The sequence below is a fragment of the Streptomyces albicerus genome, assembly GCF_008905045.1.
GTDB lineage: Bacteria > Actinomycetota > Actinomycetes > Streptomycetales > Streptomycetaceae > Streptomyces > Streptomyces albicerus.
On sequence record NZ_VWMY01000055.1, the window covers coordinates 1 to 18,720 of the forward strand.

Genomic DNA, 18,720 nt, shown 5'->3' on the forward strand with positions numbered 1-18,720 from the left:
GGCGGGCCGCGGTGTCAGACCCGGCGGGCCCGCCCGGTGCGCCGCGTCGAGTGCGAGGCGCCGCCGAACAGCCGGGCCAGGGCCCGGAACGGCAGCGTCACCACGGTGGCGACGGCCCCGCCGATCTGCCGCAACACGTCTGCGATGGCACGGAACACTTGCTTCCCCTTTCGTCTCCCCGCCGTACTGACCGGAAGGCGTACGGGTACCGCGGCGCGGCGTTCCGAATCACGGCCGGGACGGGTGGCCGGGCACGGCCCGAGTGCCACGCGCGCGTGCGCGACGCGAGGCACTCGGGCAGCTCCGTCGCGATGCCGTCGCTCTCGCTCACGCGGGCAGGTGAGGCGTGCCCCTGTGGCGGCCTCGTCGGCGATGCCCCGACGTCCACGCGCACGCGTGCACGGCGGGACGTGAGGAGCCGGCGGAGCCGGGCCACCAAAGCACCCCTTCGACCGCCGGGCACGCCATGCCGCGCCGACGTCCACGCGTGCGCGTGCCCGAGGACAGGCCGATCCGCCGGGGGCTCTCGCTCAGTTCTTGCCGATCATGTCCTCGGGGAACGCCCCCGCGGCCAGCGCCGTCATGAGCAGTCCCGTGGCCAGCTCGGTGAGACGCTCGACGCCCGTGGCGCCCAGGTGCTCGTACGGAGCCGCGTCGAGGCGGTCCGTCTGTATCTCGATCTCCTTGCGCAGAGCGACGCCCGCCTCCGTCAACTCGCTCTCGGCGTCCAGCAGTCCACGCTCCCGGAGCCGGCCCGTCGCCGCGTCCCAGTGCTCGCGAGTCCAGCCGCGCGTGGTGATGGCCCACTTCGGAGCCATGCCCTTGCCGGTCGCGGCGTGGCTCACCAGCGCCTCGACCGGATCGAGTTCCGCGCCGAGCAGCACCGCGAGATGTCCGTCGCCGCGGTGCTCGCGCAGCAGCGTCGCCGCGTGCCAGAGCGCGAGGTGCGGCTCGTCGGGCACCGGCAGGTCCGCGTGGGCGGAGTAGAGCGGTCGGGCGGTCCTGCTGGACGCCTCGGCCGCCCGCAGCGCGAGCTCCGCCGCCTCGGCGACCTCCTTGGACGCGAGCACCTCGTCCCCGAGCAGCCGCCGCAGCGTCGCGTCCACGGCACGCGCGCGTGCCGCGAGCACGACCTCCGGGGACGCGGCCCGCCACACCTCGGGCACGTGCCGCTCCACCAGCTCATGGCGGAAGTTGTAGAAGGTCGCCGTCACCGTGCCCGCGCCCACGGGCCCCATGGCCGCGGCGCGCACCGCGAAGTACGCGGCGTTGCGGTCCGTGACACCGACCGCAGCCAGCTCCGTGCCGAGATCGGGCGAGAAGTAGTGGGTCGAGTGCAAGGGGTTGAGGACGTTGTGGCATCGGCGTCCGGCGCGCTCCGGCAGGGCTGTCGTCATGAAGCGCAGGTTACCGACTGGTCGGTACGTGGGGAATGGTGGGGGCAGAGATCCGGGCTCGTCGTGTGCCTTCCATGGCAGGAAAGGTGGGGTACTCGTCATTGCGGCCATCCAGCGGCCCGCGAAGAATCGAGCACATGGCGCACCGAACCGTCCTCGTCGTCCTCTTCGACGGCGTCCAGAGCCTCGACGTCGCGGGCCCCGTGGAGGTCTTCGCGGGCGCCGACACCTATGCCGGCCACTCCGGAGGGACGTACCGCATCCACACCGCCTCCCTGGACGGCGCCCCGGTCCGCGCATCCAGCGGTCTGACCCTCGTCCCGGACCATGCCCTGGCCGACGCCCCGGCCCCGCACACCCTGCTCGTCCCGGGCGGCCAGGGCACGCGCCGCCCCGCTCCGCGCGTGATCGACTGGCTTCGCGAGCACGGCCCGCGCGCCGACCGCCTGGTCTCCGTCTGCACCGGCGCCATCCTGCTCGCGGAGGCGGGCCTCCTGGACGGTCGCCGCGTGACGACCCACTGGGCGTACTGCGAGCGGCTCGCCCGCGACCACCCGGCCATCGAGGTCGACCCGGACCCCATCTACGTACGCGACGGCCAGGTCGCCACCTCGGCCGGCGTCACCGCCGGGATCGACCTCGCCCTGGCGCTCGTCGAGGAGGACCTCGGCCGGGAGGCGGCTCTCACCATCGCCCGCCACCTCGTCGTGTTCCTGCGACGCCCGGGAAACCAGGCCCAGTTCAGCGCCCAGTTGTCCGCACAGACAGCCCGGCGCGAACCGCTGCGCGAGGTCCAGCAGTGGATCACCGAGCACCCGGGCGACGACCTGTGCGTCGACTCCCTCGCCGCCCGCGCCCGCCTGTCGCCCCGCCACTTCGCCCGTGCCTTCCAGGCGGAGACGGGTATGACCCCCGGCCGCTACGTCGACGCCGTCCGTCTCGAACACGCCCGCCGTCTCCTGGAGGACACCACGGACGGCATCGAACAGATCGCAAGAGCCAGCGGCTACGGCACCCCGGAATCCATGCGCCGAGCCTTCGTCAAGGCCCTGGGCGCCGCCCCGGCGGAATACCGGCGCCGCTTCCGTCCAGCGCCGGCCGTGTGATTCGCGCTCCGACCCGCCCCCCGAACCCCCTGACCGAAAGGCCCTCCATGCACATCGCCATCGTGCTCTTCGACCGCTTCACAGCCCTCGACGCAGTCGGCCCCTACGAGACACTCGGCCGCCTCCCCGACTCGGAAACGGTCTTCGTCGCCGAGCAGACGGGACCCATTCGCACCGACACCGGCAACCTCGCCCTCACCGCCGACAAGACGCTCGCGGAGGTCACGAACCCGGACATCGTCGTGGTCCCCGGCGGCCCCGGCCAGACCCCGCAGATGGAGAACGAGACACTCCTCGACTGGCTGCGCGCAGCCGACGCCACGAGCACCTGGACGACATCCGTGTGCACCGGCTCGCTCCTCCTCGCCGCCGCGGGACTGCTGGAGGGCCGTCGTGCGACCTCCCACTGGCTGGCCCTCGACTATCTCAAGCGCTTCGGTGTCGAGCCGACCGGCGAGCGGGTCGTGACCGACGGCAAGTACGTCACGGCGGCCGGCGTCTCGGCGGGCATCGACATGGGACTCACCCTGCTCGGCAGGATCGCCGGCGACGAACACGCCCAGGCGGTACAGCTGTGGACCGAGTACGACCCGCAGCCGCCCTACGACGCGGGCTCCCCGCAGAAGGCACCGGCCCATCTCGTCGAGGAGTTCCGCTCGAAGAGCCGCTTCATCACGAGGTAGAGGACGTGGAGGAGGGGGACCTGGATGCGGACGTGGTCCAGGTGAAGTCCGGCTGCCGGCGCTCCAGGAAGGCGGCGACCCCCTCCGCGGTGTCGCCGCCGTCGCGCGCCTGCTGCGCCCAGTAGGCGTCCCGGTCCGTACGCCCGTCGGCGAACTCCTTCGCCGACGCCTGCGTCAACTGCGAACGCGAGACAAGGATCCGGCTGAACTCGGCGACCCGCTTGCCCAGTTCATCGCCGGACAGCACCTCGTCCACCAGACCGGTACGCAGTGCACGCCCCGTGTCGATCAACTCGCCTGAGAACAGCAGGTACTTGGCGGTGGCAGGCCCCACGAGGGACACCAACCGCCGGGTGGAGGAGGCCGCGTAGACGATCCCCAGCTTCGCCGGAGTGATCCCGAACGACGCCTCCTCGTCCGCGAACCGCAGATCGCATGCCGCCGCGAGCTGGCACCCTCCGCCAACGCAGTAACCGCGCACGGCCGCGAGCGTCGGCTTCGGAAACGCGGCGAGCGCCTCCTCGGCCCGCACGGCAAGACCCTGCGCCTCGCCGGACGAGCCCCGCAGCGAGGAGATGTCGGCCCCGGCACAGAACGTGCCGCCCTCGCCGGTGAGCACGAGCACCCGTACGCGAGGGTCGGCGGCCAATGTGTCGAGCAGGGGCGGGAGCGCCCGCCACATGTCCGCCGTCATGGCGTTGCGCTTGGCCGGGTGGTGGATGACGACGGTCGCGACCCCGTCGGCGACGCTGTGCAGCAGCTGCGGCTCCATGGGCCGGATGCTATCCGCACCCCTCGAACGTACGATCAAAAGGGGCGCGGGGCGCGAGGCGCGAGGAGGCGCTGATGGCCGGGCGCAGGACCGTCAGGCCCAAGGACGAGACCGCGAAGCTCAGCCGCAGCTTCGGCCGGCTCGCCGCGCTCGGAGTTGTCCTGGTGCTCGCGGGGCTCGTCGGACTCGTCTACACCGGCGTCGCCACGCTGACCTCGATGCTGCTGTTCGGCTGGCTCCTGCTGATCGGGGGCGCGGTCGGCCTGCTGCACGCGGTCCAGGCCCGCGACTCCAAATTCTTCTGGCTCGGTGCCGTGGTCGCGGCCCTGAACCTCGCGGCCGGCGTGGTGGTCATCTCCAAGCCGGAGGCGGCCGCCGAGGCGCTGACCATGTTCGCCGCGCTGCTGTTCCTGACCGGCGGCGTCTTCCGCCTGGCCGGCAGCCTGGTGGTGCGCGGCCCCTAGGTCCTGTCTCCCCGAGACAGGACCTAGTTCGGCTGGACCCATGTGCAGGGCGCCTTCGGCCTGCTCCTCGGCATCCTGGTGCTCGCGGCGTGGCCCAGCAGCAGCAAGTACGTCATCGGAACCTTCGTCTCGCTCGCCCTGCTCTTCGACGGGCTGAGCCTGGTGGCGACCGGGTACGGCGGGCGGCGCGTCGTAAGTCTCGTCTCGCACCAAACCCGTACAACCCGAAGAGTTCCGGATTCGGCACAAGGCGGACAGGAGCAGTCGCACAACTGACGGTGTCATACGCCACCGATCAGAAACCGTCGATACCCGCTGACTTCTGTTCAGTCATCCGGTGGGGACCAGTGCGTTACCAACACTCGACATGTGGTGACAATCGAGCGCGAGGGTGGCGACCGGACGATGGACGACCATGGGCGGGGCTCCGGCCCACGCCCTGAAGGCGGCGGGGAGATGCCCCCCGACGAGAGATCGCCCGGCCCGCTGCCGTACGAAGGAGTCTGGCGGTTCACCGCTCCCGCCGTCGACGCCTCGGTACCGCAGGCGCGGCACGCCGTCCGTGACCTGCTGGTCCGCCAGGGCGTACCCGTCTCGGACGACCTCATCCAGGGACTGCTCCTGATCGTCTCCGAACTGGTCACCAACGCGGTCCGGCACGCGGCGCTGCTCTCCCCGATGCTCGCCGTGGAGGTCGCCGTCGGCGCCGAGTGGGTACGGGTCTCCGTCGAGGACAACCACCCCTACCGCCCGACCGCCCTGGAGGCCGACCACGGCCAGACCGGCGGCCGAGGCCTCCTCCTGGTCACCGAGATCACGAAGGAAGCGGGCGGTGTCTGCGACGTCGAACACACGGCAAGCGGCGGCAAGGTGATCTGGTCGGCGCTCCCCCTCAAACCCGCGCGAGCAATCTAAGAGGTCTCAGGGAGTGGGCTGCGGGCCCCGCGCCCCTTTGGGGGCGCGGGGCTGTGTCAATATGCGGCTCCGCCGCGTGGGCGCGACCAGCCACGGACGGTCCGCACTGTGAGTACTGCCCCTCCCGCGGAGCGACCGTCACCAATCAGCAGACGGCCCCGTCAACTCCCTGATCGCCGGCCGGGCGGCATCCAGCACCGTCATGAACCACGCCGAGAACGGATCCTTCGCATGGCGCTCCGCCAGCTCGGCCGCGGTCACGAAGGCGGTCGTACCGACCTCCGCGGGATCCGGCCGGACAGGCGCCTGCACCATTCCGACGAAGAGATGGTTGAACTCCTGCTCCACGAGCCCCGACTCCGGGTCGGGGTGGTTGTACCGCACCGTGCCCGCCTCCGCGAGCAGCGACGGCGACACCCCCAGCTCCTCGTACGTCCGCCGGGCGGCCGCCGCGAAGGGCGCCTCACCGGGGTACGGATGACCACAGCACGTGTTGGACCAGACACCGGGGGAGTGGTACTTGCCGAGCGCGCGCTGCTGGAGAAGCAGCCGGCCCCGCTCGTCGAAGAGGAAGACCGAGAAGGCCCGGTGCAACTGCCCCGGCGGCTGATGGGCCGTGAGCTTCTCCGCGGTGCCGATCGTGTTGCCGTCCTCGTCGACCAGTTCCAGCAAGATGGCTTCGGCGGTGCCGTTCGACGAACTGTGCGTCGCGGTGGCAGGTGTGATCGGCATACCCATCCTTCGCATCGGTCTTCGAGCCCCAAGTCTGCCGTACGAAACCGGCACTCCCGGCACCACGCGGGGTCCTGCATGTCCGGTTCCGCCGCGCGGCCGAACCGGACATCACCCCCGCCCACCCCTCGGGCGCCGAAAGCGGCCGGAACCCTGATCGTGCCCGCCGCGACCGGCACGGAACCGTCCGGAACGGGAGTCGCCACCCCGTCATCCGGTACCCGGAAACCGGGCCGAACCGGGCCTGATGCTGTAGCCCGAAATCGGTACGCCGCACTCCCCGACCGCCCGCGCGTGCGCGTGCCACCTCCGCCACCACGCGTACGCCGCCCCACGCCCGGCAGACACGCGCAGCCCCTCAATGACAGAGCCGCGCCTCATGCTCGGCGTGTCCGCCGGGCTCCAGCTGGAAGGTGCGGTGCTCCACGTCGAAGCGGTGCTCCACGTCGAAGTGGTCAGCGCATCGAGCAGACCAACCGGCAGCTCATCGGGAGTGGTGCAGCCGCCAGCCCTGCCAGGCCGACTCGACCATCTCGCGCACCCCGCGCCGAGCGCTCCAGCCCAGTTCCTCGGCGGCCAGCGCGGCCGAGGCGACCGCGCGCGGCGCGTCGCCCGGGCGACGCGGCTCCACGAGTGCGGGCCGGGAGTCGCCGGTGACCTCGCTGATCAACGTCACGAGCTCGCGCACCGAAACCCCCTCGCCGCGGCCGATGTTCACGGTCAGGTCGCCCGAGACGCCCGGCGAGGCCAGCCGCCGGGCCGCCGTGAGATGCGCCTCGGCAAGGTCGGCGACGTGGATGTAGTCGCGTACACAGGTGCCGTCCGGCGTCGGATAGTCGTCGCCGAAGATCCGCGGGGCCTCGTCACGCGTAAGCCGGTCGAAGACCATCGGGACCACGTTGAAGACACCGGTGTCCGCCAGTTCGGGCGCGGCCGCGCCCGCCACGTTGAAGTAGCGCAGGCACACGGTCGCGATGCCGTGCGCGCGGCCCGCGGCCCGCACCAGCCACTCACCGGCGAGCTTCGTCTCGCCGTACGGGCTCATCGGGGCGCACGGGGTGTCCTCCGTGATGAGATCCACATCCGGGTTGCCGTAGACGGCCGCGGACGAGGAGAAGAGGAAGCGCTCGATGCCCGCCCCGGCGACCGCGTCGAGGAGCGTCGCGAGTCCTCCGACGTTCTCCTGGTAGTAGCGCGTGGGCTGGGCCACGGATTCGCCGACCTGCTTGCGCGCGGCGAGGTGCACCACCCCCGTCACCGCCTGCTCGGCGAAGACCCGCTTCAGCAACTCCCCGTCCAGCGACGAGCCCTGAATGAGCGGGATGTCGTCGGGCAGTCGCGAGGGGACCCCGGCCGAGAGATCGTCGAGGGCGACCACGCGCTCCCCGGCCCCGGCCATGGCCCGCGCCACGTGTGCCCCGATGTATCCAGCCCCACCTGTGATCAGCCATGTCATGGGCGCCCACCCTATGCCGGACCGCTCGCTTCGGAGCGGCACAGGAACTATGCCGGGTATTGCGGCGGAATAGGCCGTGGTTTGTGGCACGGGGCCCGAATCCACGATGATGATCGTGGCGGACGCGGCAAGCAGACCATGTTGATCGGGCCGTGAACAGCCGGTGAACGGCTGCTTCTCATCATCCGATAGCCTCTGCCGACATGCCGCCCGGCCGTCCTTGGCCTGGGGCGCCCCCACACGCACATGCCCGGCGTCGACGTACGCCGGAACCCAGAGGAGTGAGTTCGTCTGTCGACCGCCATCCTCACCGGTCAGCCGGCCCCCGGGTCGTCGCTCGAGGGCGATCTGCGGTCGCTCGGCTTCGAGGTGCGGGTCGCCACCGACGCGGCCGACGCCGAGACACTCCTCGCCGCTGTGCCCGCCGAAGAGCGGGTCGCCGTCGTCGACGCCCGCTTCGTGGGGCACGTCCACGCGCTGCGGCTCGGCCTGACCGACCCCCGCTTCGACGCCGCCGCGATCCCCGGCGCCGTCACCGCCCGGCCCGCGGCCCGTCCGGCGCTGACCCGCGCGCTGCGCACCGCCTCAGATGACGCCTCGAACGGTTCCGTGGTGGTCGGCATCCTCGCCGACCGCATCGCGGAGGTGCTCGACTCCGACCTGCACCGCCCCGAGCTCGGCGAGCTCGTCGCCGAGGTGCCGAGGGACCCGCAGGCCCGCAACGAGGCCCGGCAGGCCGTCTCCCTGGTCGACGACGAGGCGATCCGGCTGCGGACGGCCGTGAAGTCCCGCGACGGCTTCTTCACGACGTACTGCATCAGCCCGTACTCCCGCTACATCGCCCGCTGGTGTGCCCGCCGCGGCCTGACCCCGAACCAGGTCACCACGGCCTCGCTGCTCACCGCGCTCATCGCGGCGGGCTGCGCGGCGACCGGCACCCGCGCCGGCTTCGTCGCCGCGGGCCTCCTGCTCCTCTTCTCCTTCGTCCTGGACTGCACGGACGGCCAGCTGGCCCGCTATTCGCTGCAGTACTCGACGCTCGGCGCCTGGCTCGACGCGACCTTCGACCGCGCCAAGGAGTACGCCTACTACGCGGGCCTCGCGCTCGGCGCGGCCCGCGGCGGAGACGACGTATGGGCCCTCGCCCTCGGCGCGATGGTCCTGCAGACCTGCCGGCACGTCGTCGACTTCTCCTTCAACGAGGCGAATCACGACGCCGCCGCCAACACCAGCCCCACGGCCGCCCTCTCCGACAAGCTCGACAGCGTCGGCTGGACGGTCTGGGTACGCCGGATGATCGTCCTGCCGATCGGTGAGCGCTGGGCGATGATCGCCGTGCTCACGGCATTCACGACGCCCCGTATCACCTTCTACGCGCTGCTCATCGGGTGTGCCTTCGCGGCGACGTACACGACGGCGGGCCGGGTGCTGCGCTCGCTGACCCGCAAGGCACAGCGCACGGACCGTGCCGCCCAGGCCCTGGCCGACCTGACCGACTCGGGTCCGTTCGCCGAGTTCCTGGCGCGCCCGGCGCGCGGTGTGCGCATCGGTGGCCCGGCCGTCATGGCCCTGGTCGCCGGCGCCCTCGTCGTAGGCGCCTCCTGGCTTGCCCCGTACGGCAGTTGGTGGCCCGTGCTGGGCGCCGCCGCGTACGTACTCCTGTCGCCCGTGGCCCTGCGGCGGCCCCTCAAGGGGGCACTGGACTGGCTGGTTCCGCCGCTGTTCCGGGCGGCCGAATACGGCACCGTTCTGGTACTGGCAGCCAAAGCCGATGTAAACGGAGCCCTTCCAGCGGCTTTCGGGCTGGTGGCGGCTGTCGCCTACCATCACTACGACACGGTGTACCGCATCCGCGGAAACGCCGGCGCGCCGCCGCACTGGCTGGTGCGGGCGATCGGCGGGCACGAAGGCAGGACGCTGCTGGTCACCGTTCTGGCCGCGCTGCTCGCCGCCACAGATTTCAAGCTCGCGCTCACGGCTCTGGCCGTGGCCGTGGCACTGGTGGTGCTCGTCGAGAGCATCCGCTTCTGGGTGACCGCGCACAAACTCGGCGCACCCGCCGTACACGATGAAGGAGAACCCGCATGATCGGCCTCGTGCTGGCGGCCGGCGCCGGACGGCGTCTGCGCCCCTATACCGACACCCTGCCCAAGGCACTGGTGCCGGTGGGACCCGAAGGCAACGAGGACAGCATCACCGTGCTCGACCTCACCCTCGGCAACTTCGCCGAGATCGGCCTGACCGAGGTCGCGATCATCGTCGGGTACCGCAAGGAAGCCGTCTACGAGCGCCGCGAGGCGCTGGAGCAGAAGTACGGCGTCAAGATCACCTTGATCGACAACGACAAGGCCGAGGAGTGGAACAACGCCTACTCCCTGTGGTGCGGCCGTGACGCCATCAAGCACTCGGTGATCCTCGCCAACGGCGACACCGTGCACCCGGTCTCCGTCGAGAAGACCCTGCTCGCCGCGCGCGGCGACGGCAAGAAGATCATCCTCGCCCTGGACACGGTGAAGTCCCTCGCCGACGAGGAGATGAAGGTCGTCGTCGGCCCCGAGGGCGGCATGACGAAGATCACTAAGCTGATGGACCCGGCCGAGGCGACCGGTGAGTACATCGGCGTCACCCTTATCGAGGGCGAGGCCGCCGACGAGCTCGCCGACGCGCTGAAGACGGTCTTCGAGACGGACCCGCAGCAGTTCTACGAGCACGGCTACCAGGAGCTCGTGAACCGCGGCTTCCGCATCGACGTCGCCCCCATCGGCGACGTCAAGTGGGTCGAGATCGACAACCACGACGACCTGGCCAAGGGACGTGAAATCGCGTGCCAGTACTGACGAGGCTCATCCCCTCGCCGGTCGTCGTCGACATCCGTCCGGGGGCCCTGGACGACCTGGCGAGCGTCCTCGCCGACCAGCGCATCTCGCACTCCGGCAAGCTGGCCGTCGCGATCAGCGGCGGTTCGGGCGCCAAGCTGCGCGACCGGCTGGCTCCGGCGATGCCCGGCGCGACCTGGTTCGAGGTCGGCGGTGGCACCCTCGATGACGCGATCAAGCTCGCCGACGTCATGAAGAAGGGGCACTACGACGCGGTCGTCGGTCTCGGCGGCGGCAAGATCATCGACTGTGCGAAGTTCGCCGCGGCACGCATCGGCCTCCCGCTGGTCGCCGTCGCCACGAACCTCTCGCACGACGGTCTGTGCTCGCCGGTCGCGACCCTCGACAACGACGCGGGCCGCGGCTCCTACGGTGTGCCGAACCCGATCGCGGTCATCATCGACCTCGATGTGATCCGCGAGGCCCCCGTCCGCTTCGTGCGCTCGGGCATCGGCGACGCCCTGTCCAACATCTCCGCGGTCGCGGACTGGGAGCTCGCCAACCGCGAGAAGGGCGAGGCGATCGACGGCCTGGCCGCCGCGATGGCCCGCCAGGCCGGCGAGGCCGTGCTGCGGCACCCGGGCGGCGTCGGCGACGACGCCTTCCTGCAGGTGCTCGCCGAGGGCCTGGTCCTCACCGGCATCTCCATGTCGGTCGCGGGCGATTCCCGCCCCGCCTCCGGCGCCTGCCACGAGATCAACCACGCCTTCGACCTGCTCTTCCCGAAGCGCGCGGCCAGCCACGGCGAGCAGTGCGGCCTGGGCGCGGCCTTCGCGATGCACCTGCGCGGGGCACGCGAGGAGTCCGCGTACATGGCCGAGGTCCTGCACCGCCACGGCCTGCCCGTGCTCCCGGAGGAGATCGGCTTCACGGTGGACGAGTTCGTGCAGGTCGTGGAGTTCGCTCCGTCGACCCGACCGGGCCGCTACACGATCCTCGAACACCTCGACCTGTCCACCGACCAGATCAGGGACGCATACGCCGACTATGCAAAAGCCATCGGTAGCTGAGCTCCGCCCGGTCGTTCACCCCCCGGGTGTGAAGGACCGGCGGAGCGGCGAGCACTGGGCCGGCCGGCTCTACATGCGCGAGCTCTCGCTGCGCATCGACCGGCACCTGGTGAACACGAAGGTCACGCCCAACCAGCTGACCTACCTCATGACCGTCTTCGGCGTCCTCGCCGCCCCGGCCCTGCTGGTGCCGGGGATCCCGGGCGCCGTGCTCGGCGTGCTGATGGTGCAGCTGTACCTGCTGTTCGACTGCGTCGACGGCGAGCTCGCCCGCTGGCGCAAGCAGTACTCGATGGCCGGGGTCTACGTGGACCGCGTAGGTGCCTATCTGTGCGACGCCGCGGTTCTCGTCGGCTTCGGCCTGCGCGCCGCCGACCTGTGGGGCTCGGGGCGGATCGACTGGCTGTGGGCCTTCCTCGGCACCCTGGCCGCCCTCGGCGCGATCCTGATCAAGGCCGAGACCGACCTCGTCGGTGTCGCCCGGCACCAGACCGGCAAGCCGCCGGTCCAGGAGTCGGCCTCCGAGCCGCGCTCCTCCGGCATGGCGCTGGCGCGCAAGGCCGCCGCGGCGCTGAAGTTCCACCGGCTCGTCCTCGGCGTCGAGGCGTCCCTGCTGATCCTGGTCCTGGCGGTCCTGGACACGGTCAGGGACGACCTGTTCTTCTCGCGGCTCGGCGTCGCCGTGCTGGCCGGCATCGCGATCCTGCAGACCCTGCTGCACCTGGTGTCCATCCTCGCGTCGAGCAGGCTGAAGTGAGCACGTCCATGAAGGTCGGCGCGGTGATCATCACCATGGGCAACCGCCCCGACGAACTCCGCGCCCTCCTCGACTCGGTCGCCAAGCAGGACGGCGACCCGGTCGAGGTGGTCGTGGTCGGCAACGGCTCGCCCGTACCGGACGTCACGGGGTCCGCACCGGGTCTCCGCACGGTCGAGCTGCCCGAGAACCTCGGCATCCCCGGCGGCCGCAACGTCGGCATCGAGGCGTTCGGCCCCGGCGGCACCGACGTGGACGTCCTCCTCTTCCTGGACGACGACGGCCTGCTCGCGAACCACGACACCGCCGAGCTGTGCCGCCAGGCCTTCGAGGCGGACCCGGAGCTCGGCATCATCAGCTTCCGCATCGCCGACCCGGAGACCGGCGAGACCCAGCGCCGCCACGTGCCGCGCCTGCGCGCCGCCGACCCGATGCGCAACTCGCGCGTCACGACCTTCCTCGGCGGCGCCAACGCCGTCCGTACGAAGGTGCTCGCCGAGGTCGGCGGACTGCCCGACGAGTTCTTCTACGCCCACGAGGAGACCGACCTCGCCTGGCGTGCCCTCGACGCGGGCTGGATGATCGACTACCGGTCGGACATGGTCCTGAACCACCCCACGACCGCTCCCTCGCGGCACGCGGTCTACCACCGGATGGTCGCCCGCAACCGCGTCTGGCTGGCCCGCCGCAACCTGCCCGCCCCGCTGGTCCCCATATACCTCGGCGTGTGGATGCTGCTGACCCTCGCCCGCCGCCCCTCCCGCCCCGCGCTGAGGGCCTGGTTCGGCGGTTTCCGAGAGGGCTGGATCACTTCGTGCGGCCCCCGGCGCCCCATGAAGTGGCGTACGGTATGGCGCCTGACCCGACTGGGCCGGCCTCCCGTCATCTGACAAGCTCGATATCTGAGAGCATTCGGGCCGTACCCCGGTCCCTGGCTTTGGCCTACGCCCGACCAGGCTGCGTATCTTGAGGACGAAAGTTTCCACTTGTGAGTGAGACAACGCATGACGGCGGTGTCGCGGTGAGCGCCCCTCCGTCCCCCGATGAAGGGCTCTCCGCGGCGGACCTCGCCGCCAAGTACGGGCTTGCCGTGAGCGGCGCCCGGCCCGGACTCGTCGAGTACGTCCGCCAGCTCTGGGGACGGCGTCACTTCATTCTCGCCTTCTCGCAGGCGAAGCTCACCGCCCAGTACAGCCAGGCGAAGCTCGGCCAGCTGTGGCAGGTGGCCACACCGCTGCTGAACGCGCTCGTGTACTTCCTGATCTTCGGCCTGATCCTGGGGGCCGACCGGGGCATGCCCCAGGAGGTCTACATCCCGTTCCTGGTGACGGGTGTCTTCGTCTTCACCTTCACGCAGAGCTCGGTGATGGCGGGCGTACGCGCGATCGCCGGAAACCTCGGCCTGGTCCGGGCGCTGCACTTCCCGCGCGCCGCGCTGCCCATCTCGTTCTCGCTGCAGCAGCTCCAGCAGCTGCTCTTCTCGATGATCGTGCTGTTCGTCGTGGCGGTGAGCTTCGGCAGCTACCCCAGGCTGTCCTGGGTGCTGATCGTCCCGGTACTGGTCCTGCAGTTCCTCTTCAACACCGGCCTTGCGATGATCATGGCCAGGATGGGCGCCAAGACCCCGGACCTCGCCCAGCTCATGCCGTTCGTGATGCGTACGTGGATGTACGGATCAGGTGTGATGTTCTCCATCCCGGTGATGCTGGAGGACAAGCCCGCGTGGATCGCCGACGTCCTCCAGTGGAACCCGGCCGCCATCTACATGGACCTGATGCGCTTCGCGCTGATCGACGGCTACGGCTCCGAGAACCTGCCGCCGCACGTCTGGGCGGTCGCGGGCGGCTGGGCCGTCCTCGTCGCCGTCGGCGGATTCGTGTACTTCTGGAAGGCTGAGGAGCGTTACGGCCGTGGCTGAGCAGATCACCGATTCCTTGATCCCGACCGTCATCGCGGACGAACTGCACATCGTCTACCGCGTCAACGGCGCCAAGACCGGCAAGGGCAGCGCCACCGCCGCCCTCAGTCGCATACTCAAGCGCGGCGAGGAGCGCGGCGTCCGCAAGGTACACGCGGTCCGGGGCGTCTCCTTCATCGCCTACCGCGGCGAGGCCATCGGCCTGATCGGCTCGAACGGCTCCGGCAAGTCCACCCTGCTGCGGGCCATCGCCGGACTGCTCCCCGCCGAGCAGGGCCACGTCTACACCGACGGCCAGCCCTCGCTCCTCGGCGTCAACGCGGCCCTGATGAACGACCTCACGGGCGAGCGGAACGTCATCCTCGGCGGACTTGCGATGGGCATGTCCCGCGAGCAGATCAGGGAACGCTACCAGGACATCGTCGACTTCTCGGGCATCAACGAGAAGGGCGACTTCATCACCCTGCCCATGCGCACCTACTCCTCCGGCATGGCCGCCCGCCTGCGCTTCTCCATCGCGGCCGCCAAGGACCACGACGTCCTGATGATCGACGAGGCCCTGGCGACCGGCGACCGCTCCTTCCAGAAGCGCTCCGAGGCCCGCATCCGCGAGCTGCGCAAGCACGCGGGCACGGTGTTTCTCGTCAGTCACAACAACAAGTCGATCCGCGACACCTGCGACCGCGTCCTGTGGCTGGAGCGCGGCGAGCTGCGCCTGGACGGCCCGACCGACGAGGTCCTCAAGGAGTACGAGAAGTTCACGGGCAAGTAGAGCCCGGTCACACATCCCGGACCCCGCCGGAACGCCTCCGGCGGGGTCCTGCCGTGCAACCGGAACGGCCTCGACGGTGTCCTGTCGGGCAAGGGACGCGCCAAAGAGAGATCAACTGGGCAAAGAAGAGCCCAACTCTGCTTTTCCTTAGGAATCTTGACGCCAATCGGTGTGTTGTTGTGATGTGCAGGACACCCCGACGAGGCATGGCGGGTTGTACAACGTAAGCTGTACCGGTGCTGATTCGCGGCAAGTAGGGCGATAATGCGCGACACCCGGCATAGGGTCTGCCGCGCGGACGGCCGGGCGGCGTGTCCGAAATAGTCTGTATTGGGTCGGCAGTGTAGAACGGGAGATGTGACGGCAATGGCTACGGAAACTCTCCAGCTCCGCTGTGCGTGTGCCGTCCCCGGTCCGGGCAGCGAGCGGTGACGCCACCCGGGACGGCGCGCGCCGGCGACCCGGAGCGCACCACCCTCGACAAGGCCACGGACGAGAACTTCCCCGTGGCACCGTTTTTCCTGCCCAAGGCATGGCGCGCCGACCTCATGGCCGTGTACGGCTTCGCCCGCCTCGTCGATGACATCGGCGACGGCGACCTGGCCCCCGGCGGCGCCGACGCCCGGCTCCTCGGTGTGTCCCCCGACGAGGCCGAGGACCGTCTCGTCCTCCTCGACGCCTTCGAGGCCGACCTCCGCAAGGTCTTCGACTCGACCCCGCGCCACCCGCTCCTGCGCCGCCTCCAGCCGACGGTCCGCCGCGCCGGACTCACCCCCGGACCCTTCCTCGGCCTGATCGCGGCGAACCGCCAGGACCAGCTCGTCAAGCGGTACGAGACCTACGACGACCTCCTCGCCTACTGCGAGCTGTCCGCCAATCCCGTCGGCCGTCTCGTCCTCTCGGTCACCGGCACCTCGACCCCCGAGCGGGTCCGCCACTCCGACGCCGTCTGCACGGCACTGCAGATCGTCGAGCACCTCCAGGACGTCGCCGAGGACCTCGGCCGCGACCGCATCTATCTGCCCGCCGAGGACATGAAGCGCTTTCACGTCCAAGAGGCGGCTCTTGCCACGACCACAGCAGGCGCATCGGTGCGCGCACTGGTTGCATACGAAGCAGAACGCGCCCGCAGCCTCCTGAATGAAGGCACCCCTCTCGTGGGTAGCGTCCACGGCAGGCTGAAGCTGCTGCTCGCGGGGTTCGTGGCAGGAGGAAGGGCGGCAATCCAGGCGATTGCCGCCGCCGAATACGACGTACTTCCAGGCCCGCCCAAGCCCGGCAAGATCCAGTTGCTGCGCGAGGTGGGAGTGACTCTGCGAGGAGAGGGGTGATCCGGACCGTGGAGTCTCCACCACACACGTCCGCACCGGTACTCGCCGCTTACAGCTACTGCGAGGCGATCACCGGGCAGCAGGCCCGCAACTTCGCGTACGGCATCAGACTGCTGCCGACGCCCAAGCGCCGCGCCATGTCGGCGCTCTACGCGTTCTCGCGGCGCGTCGACGACATCGGCGACGGCGCGCTGAAGCCCGACGTCAAGGCCACGCGGCTCGAGGACACCCGGGCGCTGCTCGCCCGGATCCGCGACCGCTCCGTGGAGGAGGACGACACCGACCCGGTCGCCGTTGCCCTCAGCCACACGGCGGAGCATTTCCCGGTCCCGCTCGACGGCCTCGACGAACTCATCGACGGCGTCCTGATGGACGTCCGCGGCGAGACCTACGAGACCTGGGACGACCTGAAGGTCTACTGCCGCTGTGTGGCGGGGGCCATTGGCCGGCTCTCGCTCGGGGTGTTCGGTACGGAACCGGGGGCGCGCGGAGCCGAGCGGGCGCCCGAGTACGCCGACACGCTCGGGCTCGCGCTCCAACTCACCAACATCCTCAGGGATGTTCGCGAGGACGCCGAGGACGGGCGGACCTATCTGCCCGGGGACGACCTCGCGAAGTTCGGCTGCTCGGCCGGGTTCAGCGGGCCGAATCCACCCGAGGGCTCCGACTTCGCGGGCCTCGTGCACTTCGAAGTGCGACGGGCCCGCGCGCTTTTCGCGGAGGGTTACCGGCTGCTGCCGATGCTGGACCGCCGCAGCGGCGCCTGCGTCGCCGCCATGGCCGGCATCTACCGCCGTCTCCTCGACCGCATCGAGCGCGACCCGGAGGCCGTCCTGCGCGGCCGCGTCTCGCTGCCGGGACGCGAGAAGGCGTACGTCGCCGTGCGGGGCCTTTCCGGTCTCGACGCCCGGCACGTCTCCCGCCGAACCATCAGGAGGCGCGCTTGATGGACACTTTGGGCCAAGATGACGCAAGTCCCGGGAAACGGCGCGCAACCCTCCGGTCGGGGACCGCGTCCCTGACTTCAACGGCCTGCCGTGCATCGTTCAATCAGCGCGGCGGGGCCTCGGGGGAGGGTGCACGATGAACGACACCACGCAGGCAGAGGAGCTCGACGCGGACCCGCTTCGTCGCGCGGCGACGGCCGTAGTGGTCGGCGGGGGGCTCGCCGGCATCACGACGGCGCTCGCGCTCGCCGACGCCGGAGTGCGGGTGACGCTGCTCGAAGGCAGGCCGCGCCTGGGCGGGCTCGCCTTCTCCTTCCAGCGCGGCGGGCTCACCGTGGACAACGGCCAGCATGTGTATCTGCGCTGCTGCACCGCGTACCGCTGGTTCCTCGACCGCGTCGACGGAGCCGAGCTCGCGCCCCTGCAGGATCGTCTCGATGTGCCCGTTCTCGACGCCGAGGGCAAACCGGGACGGCGGCTCGGCAGAATCGGCCGTACCGCACTGCCCGTACCACTGCATCTGGCGCGCAGCCTCGCCACATATCCGCATCTGTCGCTCGCCGAGCGTGCCAAGGTCGGGCGTGCCGCTCTGGCGCTCAAGGGGCTCGACCTCGCCGATCCGGCGCTCGACGCGCAGAACTTCGGCAGCTGGCTGGCCGCGCACGGTCAGTCGGAGCGTGCCGTCGAGGCACTGTGGGACCTCGTGGGGGTCGCCACCCTCAACGCGGTGGCCGGCGACGCGTCGCTCGGGCTCGCCGCGATGGTGTTCAAGACCGGTCTGCTGTCCGACCCGGGCGCGGCCGACATCGGCTGGGCACGCGTCCCGCTGGGTGAACTGCACGACCGGCTGGCCCGCAAGGCGCTCGACTCCGCGGGCGTCCGTACCGAACTCCGGACACGGGTCACCTCCATCTCCCCTGACGGGAACGGGCGTTGGAGCGTTCAGGTTCCCGGTGAGACGCTCGACGCCGACGCGGTCGTGCTGGCCGTACCGCAGCGCGAGGCCCACGATCTGCTGCCCGACGGCGCGCTCGACGCTCCTGAGCAGCTGCTTCGGATCGGTACCGCGCCGATCCTCAACATCCACGTCGTGTACGACCGGAAGGTGCTCAGCCGGCCGTTCTTCGCGGCGCTCGGCTCCCCGGTGCAGTGGGTCTTCGACCGGACCGAGGCGTCCGGGCTCGCGGAGGGCCAGTACCTCGCGCTGTCGCAGTCGGCGGCGCAGGACGAGATCGACGAGCCCGTCTCCGCGCTGCGCGAGCGGTATCTGCCGGAGTTGGAGCGGCTGCTGCCCGGCACCCGCGGCGCCGAGGTCCGGGACTTCTTCGTGACCAGGGAGCGTACGGCGACGTTCGCTCCGACCCCCGGCGTCGGACGGCTGCGGCCCGGCGCCCGTACCAAGGCACCCGGCCTCTACCTGGCCGGAGCGTGGACCGCCACAGGGTGGCCCGCGACCATGGAGAGTGCGGTCCGCAGTGGCGTGAGTGCGGCGGACGCCGCGCTGAGCGCCCTGGGCCGGCCCCGCGATCACCTCTTCGAGCTCTTCGAGGAGGCGGCGTGACGCTCGAGCTGAGCGCGGCAGGC

General features: G+C 70.6%; 19 protein-coding genes and 1 pseudogene. 15 read left to right on the top strand and 5 right to left on the bottom strand.

Going from position 1 to position 18,720, the window contains the following annotated elements; genetic code table 11:
• Positions 1–14: 14 nt before the first annotated feature.
• Both GAS53_RS55530 and GAS53_RS38885 read right to left on the bottom strand, forming a co-directional pair.
• On the bottom strand, positions 15–158 hold the full coding sequence (locus GAS53_RS55530; RefSeq protein ID WP_192583470.1) for an LPFR motif small protein: 144 nt from the start codon (positions 156–158) through the stop codon (positions 15–17).
• 372 nt (positions 159–530) lie between these two features.
• Positions 531–1,397, bottom strand: a complete 867-nt coding sequence (locus GAS53_RS38885) for an SCO6745 family protein (RefSeq protein WP_151482485.1) — start codon at positions 1,395–1,397, stop codon at positions 531–533.
• Between the two features lie 137 nt (positions 1,398–1,534).
• Between GAS53_RS38885 and GAS53_RS38890 the strand changes: the two genes are divergently transcribed.
• A complete protein-coding gene (locus GAS53_RS38890) occupies positions 1,535–2,503 on the top strand; it encodes a GlxA family transcriptional regulator (RefSeq protein ID WP_151482486.1) in 969 nt (322 codons plus the stop codon).
• 47 nt (positions 2,504–2,550) lie between these two features.
• The gene (locus tag GAS53_RS38895; RefSeq protein ID WP_151482487.1) at positions 2,551–3,186 is read left to right on the top strand and encodes a DJ-1/PfpI family protein; all 636 of its coding nucleotides are present in this window, start codon (positions 2,551–2,553) and stop codon (positions 3,184–3,186) included.
• On the opposite strand, the gene GAS53_RS38900 is transcribed toward GAS53_RS38895, so the two are convergent.
• Positions 3,176–3,958 carry an enoyl-CoA hydratase/isomerase family protein gene (locus GAS53_RS38900; RefSeq protein WP_151482488.1) on the bottom strand — a complete coding sequence of 261 codons (783 nt, stop codon included), beginning with the start codon at positions 3,956–3,958 and terminating at the stop codon, positions 3,176–3,178. The two genes, GAS53_RS38895 and GAS53_RS38900, sit on opposite strands and share 11 nt — an antisense overlap.
• A gap of 74 nt (positions 3,959–4,032) precedes the next feature.
• On the opposite strand from GAS53_RS38900, the pseudogene GAS53_RS38905 reads away from it, so the two are divergent.
• Both GAS53_RS38905 and GAS53_RS38910 read left to right on the top strand, forming a co-directional pair.
• A pseudogene (locus tag GAS53_RS38905) lies at positions 4,033–4,698 on the top strand (HdeD family acid-resistance protein).
• Between the two features lie 129 nt (positions 4,699–4,827).
• Positions 4,828–5,337 carry an ATP-binding protein gene (locus GAS53_RS38910; protein WP_151482542.1) on the top strand — a complete coding sequence of 170 codons (510 nt, stop codon included), beginning with the start codon at positions 4,828–4,830 and terminating at the stop codon, positions 5,335–5,337.
• Between the two features lie 138 nt (positions 5,338–5,475).
• On the opposite strand, the gene idi is transcribed toward GAS53_RS38910, so the two are convergent.
• Together idi and galE are read right to left on the bottom strand one after the other, a co-directional pair.
• The gene (idi, locus tag GAS53_RS38915) at positions 5,476–6,069 is read right to left on the bottom strand and encodes an isopentenyl-diphosphate Delta-isomerase (RefSeq protein WP_151482489.1); all 594 of its coding nucleotides are present in this window, start codon (positions 6,067–6,069) and stop codon (positions 5,476–5,478) included.
• A 484-nt stretch (positions 6,070–6,553) separates the two neighbouring features.
• On the bottom strand, positions 6,554–7,525 hold the full coding sequence (gene galE / locus GAS53_RS38920) for a UDP-glucose 4-epimerase GalE (RefSeq protein WP_151482490.1): 972 nt from the start codon (positions 7,523–7,525) through the stop codon (positions 6,554–6,556).
• Positions 7,526–7,816: 291 nt separating this feature from the next.
• Between galE and GAS53_RS38925 the strand changes: the two genes are divergently transcribed.
• The 11 genes from GAS53_RS38925 (at position 7,817) to hpnE (ending at position 18,697) form a co-directional block, all read left to right on the top strand.
• Entirely contained in the window at positions 7,817–9,613 is a 1,797-nt protein-coding gene (locus GAS53_RS38925; RefSeq protein ID WP_151482491.1) for a DUF5941 domain-containing protein, read from the top strand.
• Positions 9,610–10,362: a phosphocholine cytidylyltransferase family protein gene (locus GAS53_RS38930; protein ID WP_151482492.1), complete on the top strand. Its 753-nt coding sequence runs from the start codon at positions 9,610–9,612 to the stop codon at positions 10,360–10,362. Before GAS53_RS38925 ends, GAS53_RS38930 begins: the two co-directional genes overlap by 4 nt.
• Positions 10,350–11,411, top strand: a complete 1,062-nt coding sequence (locus tag GAS53_RS38935; RefSeq protein ID WP_151482493.1) for an iron-containing alcohol dehydrogenase family protein — start codon at positions 10,350–10,352, stop codon at positions 11,409–11,411. Before GAS53_RS38930 ends, GAS53_RS38935 begins: the two co-directional genes overlap by 13 nt.
• A gap of 28 nt (positions 11,412–11,439) precedes the next feature.
• The gene (locus tag GAS53_RS38940) at positions 11,440–12,168 is read left to right on the top strand and encodes a CDP-alcohol phosphatidyltransferase family protein (RefSeq protein ID WP_151482494.1); all 729 of its coding nucleotides are present in this window, start codon (positions 11,440–11,442) and stop codon (positions 12,166–12,168) included.
• An 8-nt stretch (positions 12,169–12,176) separates the two neighbouring features.
• On the top strand, positions 12,177–13,058 hold the full coding sequence (locus GAS53_RS38945) for a glycosyltransferase family 2 protein (RefSeq protein WP_151482543.1): 882 nt from the start codon (positions 12,177–12,179) through the stop codon (positions 13,056–13,058).
• A 98-nt stretch (positions 13,059–13,156) separates the two neighbouring features.
• Complete coding sequence (locus GAS53_RS38950) at positions 13,157–14,086, top strand: ABC transporter permease (protein WP_151482495.1); 930 nt, start codon at positions 13,157–13,159, stop codon at positions 14,084–14,086.
• 4 nt (positions 14,087–14,090) lie between these two features.
• Positions 14,091–14,858, top strand: coding sequence for an ABC transporter ATP-binding protein (locus GAS53_RS38955; protein ID WP_404829391.1), 768 nt, complete (start codon positions 14,091–14,093; stop codon positions 14,856–14,858).
• 428 nt (positions 14,859–15,286) lie between these two features.
• Entirely contained in the window at positions 15,287–16,189 is a 903-nt protein-coding gene (gene hpnC / locus GAS53_RS38960) for a squalene synthase HpnC (protein ID WP_151482497.1), read from the top strand.
• Positions 16,186–17,136 carry a presqualene diphosphate synthase HpnD gene (gene hpnD, locus GAS53_RS38965; protein WP_192583472.1) on the top strand — a complete coding sequence of 317 codons (951 nt, stop codon included), beginning with the start codon at positions 16,186–16,188 and terminating at the stop codon, positions 17,134–17,136. The genes hpnC and hpnD overlap by 4 nt, the downstream gene beginning before the upstream one ends.
• Complete coding sequence (locus tag GAS53_RS56985) at positions 17,136–17,276, top strand: DUF6380 family protein (protein WP_225859382.1); 141 nt, start codon at positions 17,136–17,138, stop codon at positions 17,274–17,276. The genes hpnD and GAS53_RS56985 overlap by 1 nt, the downstream gene beginning before the upstream one ends.
• On the top strand, positions 17,273–18,697 hold the full coding sequence (hpnE, locus tag GAS53_RS38970) for a hydroxysqualene dehydroxylase HpnE (RefSeq protein WP_151482498.1): 1,425 nt from the start codon (positions 17,273–17,275) through the stop codon (positions 18,695–18,697). The genes GAS53_RS56985 and hpnE overlap by 4 nt, the downstream gene beginning before the upstream one ends.
• Positions 18,698–18,720 lie beyond the last annotated feature (23 nt).

Bases quoted from the DNA above. Each gene is read 5' to 3' on its own strand.
- GAS53_RS38885 (WP_151482485.1), bottom strand. From the start codon at position 1,397: ATGACGACAGCCCTGCCGGAGCGCGCCGGACGCCGATGCCACAACGTC.
- GAS53_RS38890 (WP_151482486.1), top strand. From the start codon at position 1,535: ATGGCGCACCGAACCGTCCTCGTCGTCCTCTTCGACGGCGTCCAGAGC.
- GAS53_RS38895 (WP_151482487.1), top strand. From the start codon at position 2,551: ATGCACATCGCCATCGTGCTCTTCGACCGCTTCACAGCCCTCGACGCA.
- GAS53_RS38900 (WP_151482488.1), bottom strand. From the start codon at position 3,958: ATGGAGCCGCAGCTGCTGCACAGCGTCGCCGACGGGGTCGCGACCGTC.
- GAS53_RS38910 (WP_151482542.1), top strand. From the start codon at position 4,828: ATGGACGACCATGGGCGGGGCTCCGGCCCACGCCCTGAAGGCGGCGGG.
- idi (WP_151482489.1), bottom strand. From the start codon at position 6,069: ATGCCGATCACACCTGCCACCGCGACGCACAGTTCGTCGAACGGCACC.
- galE (WP_151482490.1), bottom strand. From the start codon at position 7,525: ATGACATGGCTGATCACAGGTGGGGCTGGATACATCGGGGCACACGTG.
- GAS53_RS38930 (WP_151482492.1), top strand. From the start codon at position 9,610: ATGATCGGCCTCGTGCTGGCGGCCGGCGCCGGACGGCGTCTGCGCCCC.
- GAS53_RS38945 (WP_151482543.1), top strand. From the start codon at position 12,177: ATGAAGGTCGGCGCGGTGATCATCACCATGGGCAACCGCCCCGACGAA.
- GAS53_RS56985 (WP_225859382.1), top strand. From the start codon at position 17,136: ATGGACACTTTGGGCCAAGATGACGCAAGTCCCGGGAAACGGCGCGCA.
- hpnE (WP_151482498.1), top strand. From the start codon at position 17,273: ATGAACGACACCACGCAGGCAGAGGAGCTCGACGCGGACCCGCTTCGT.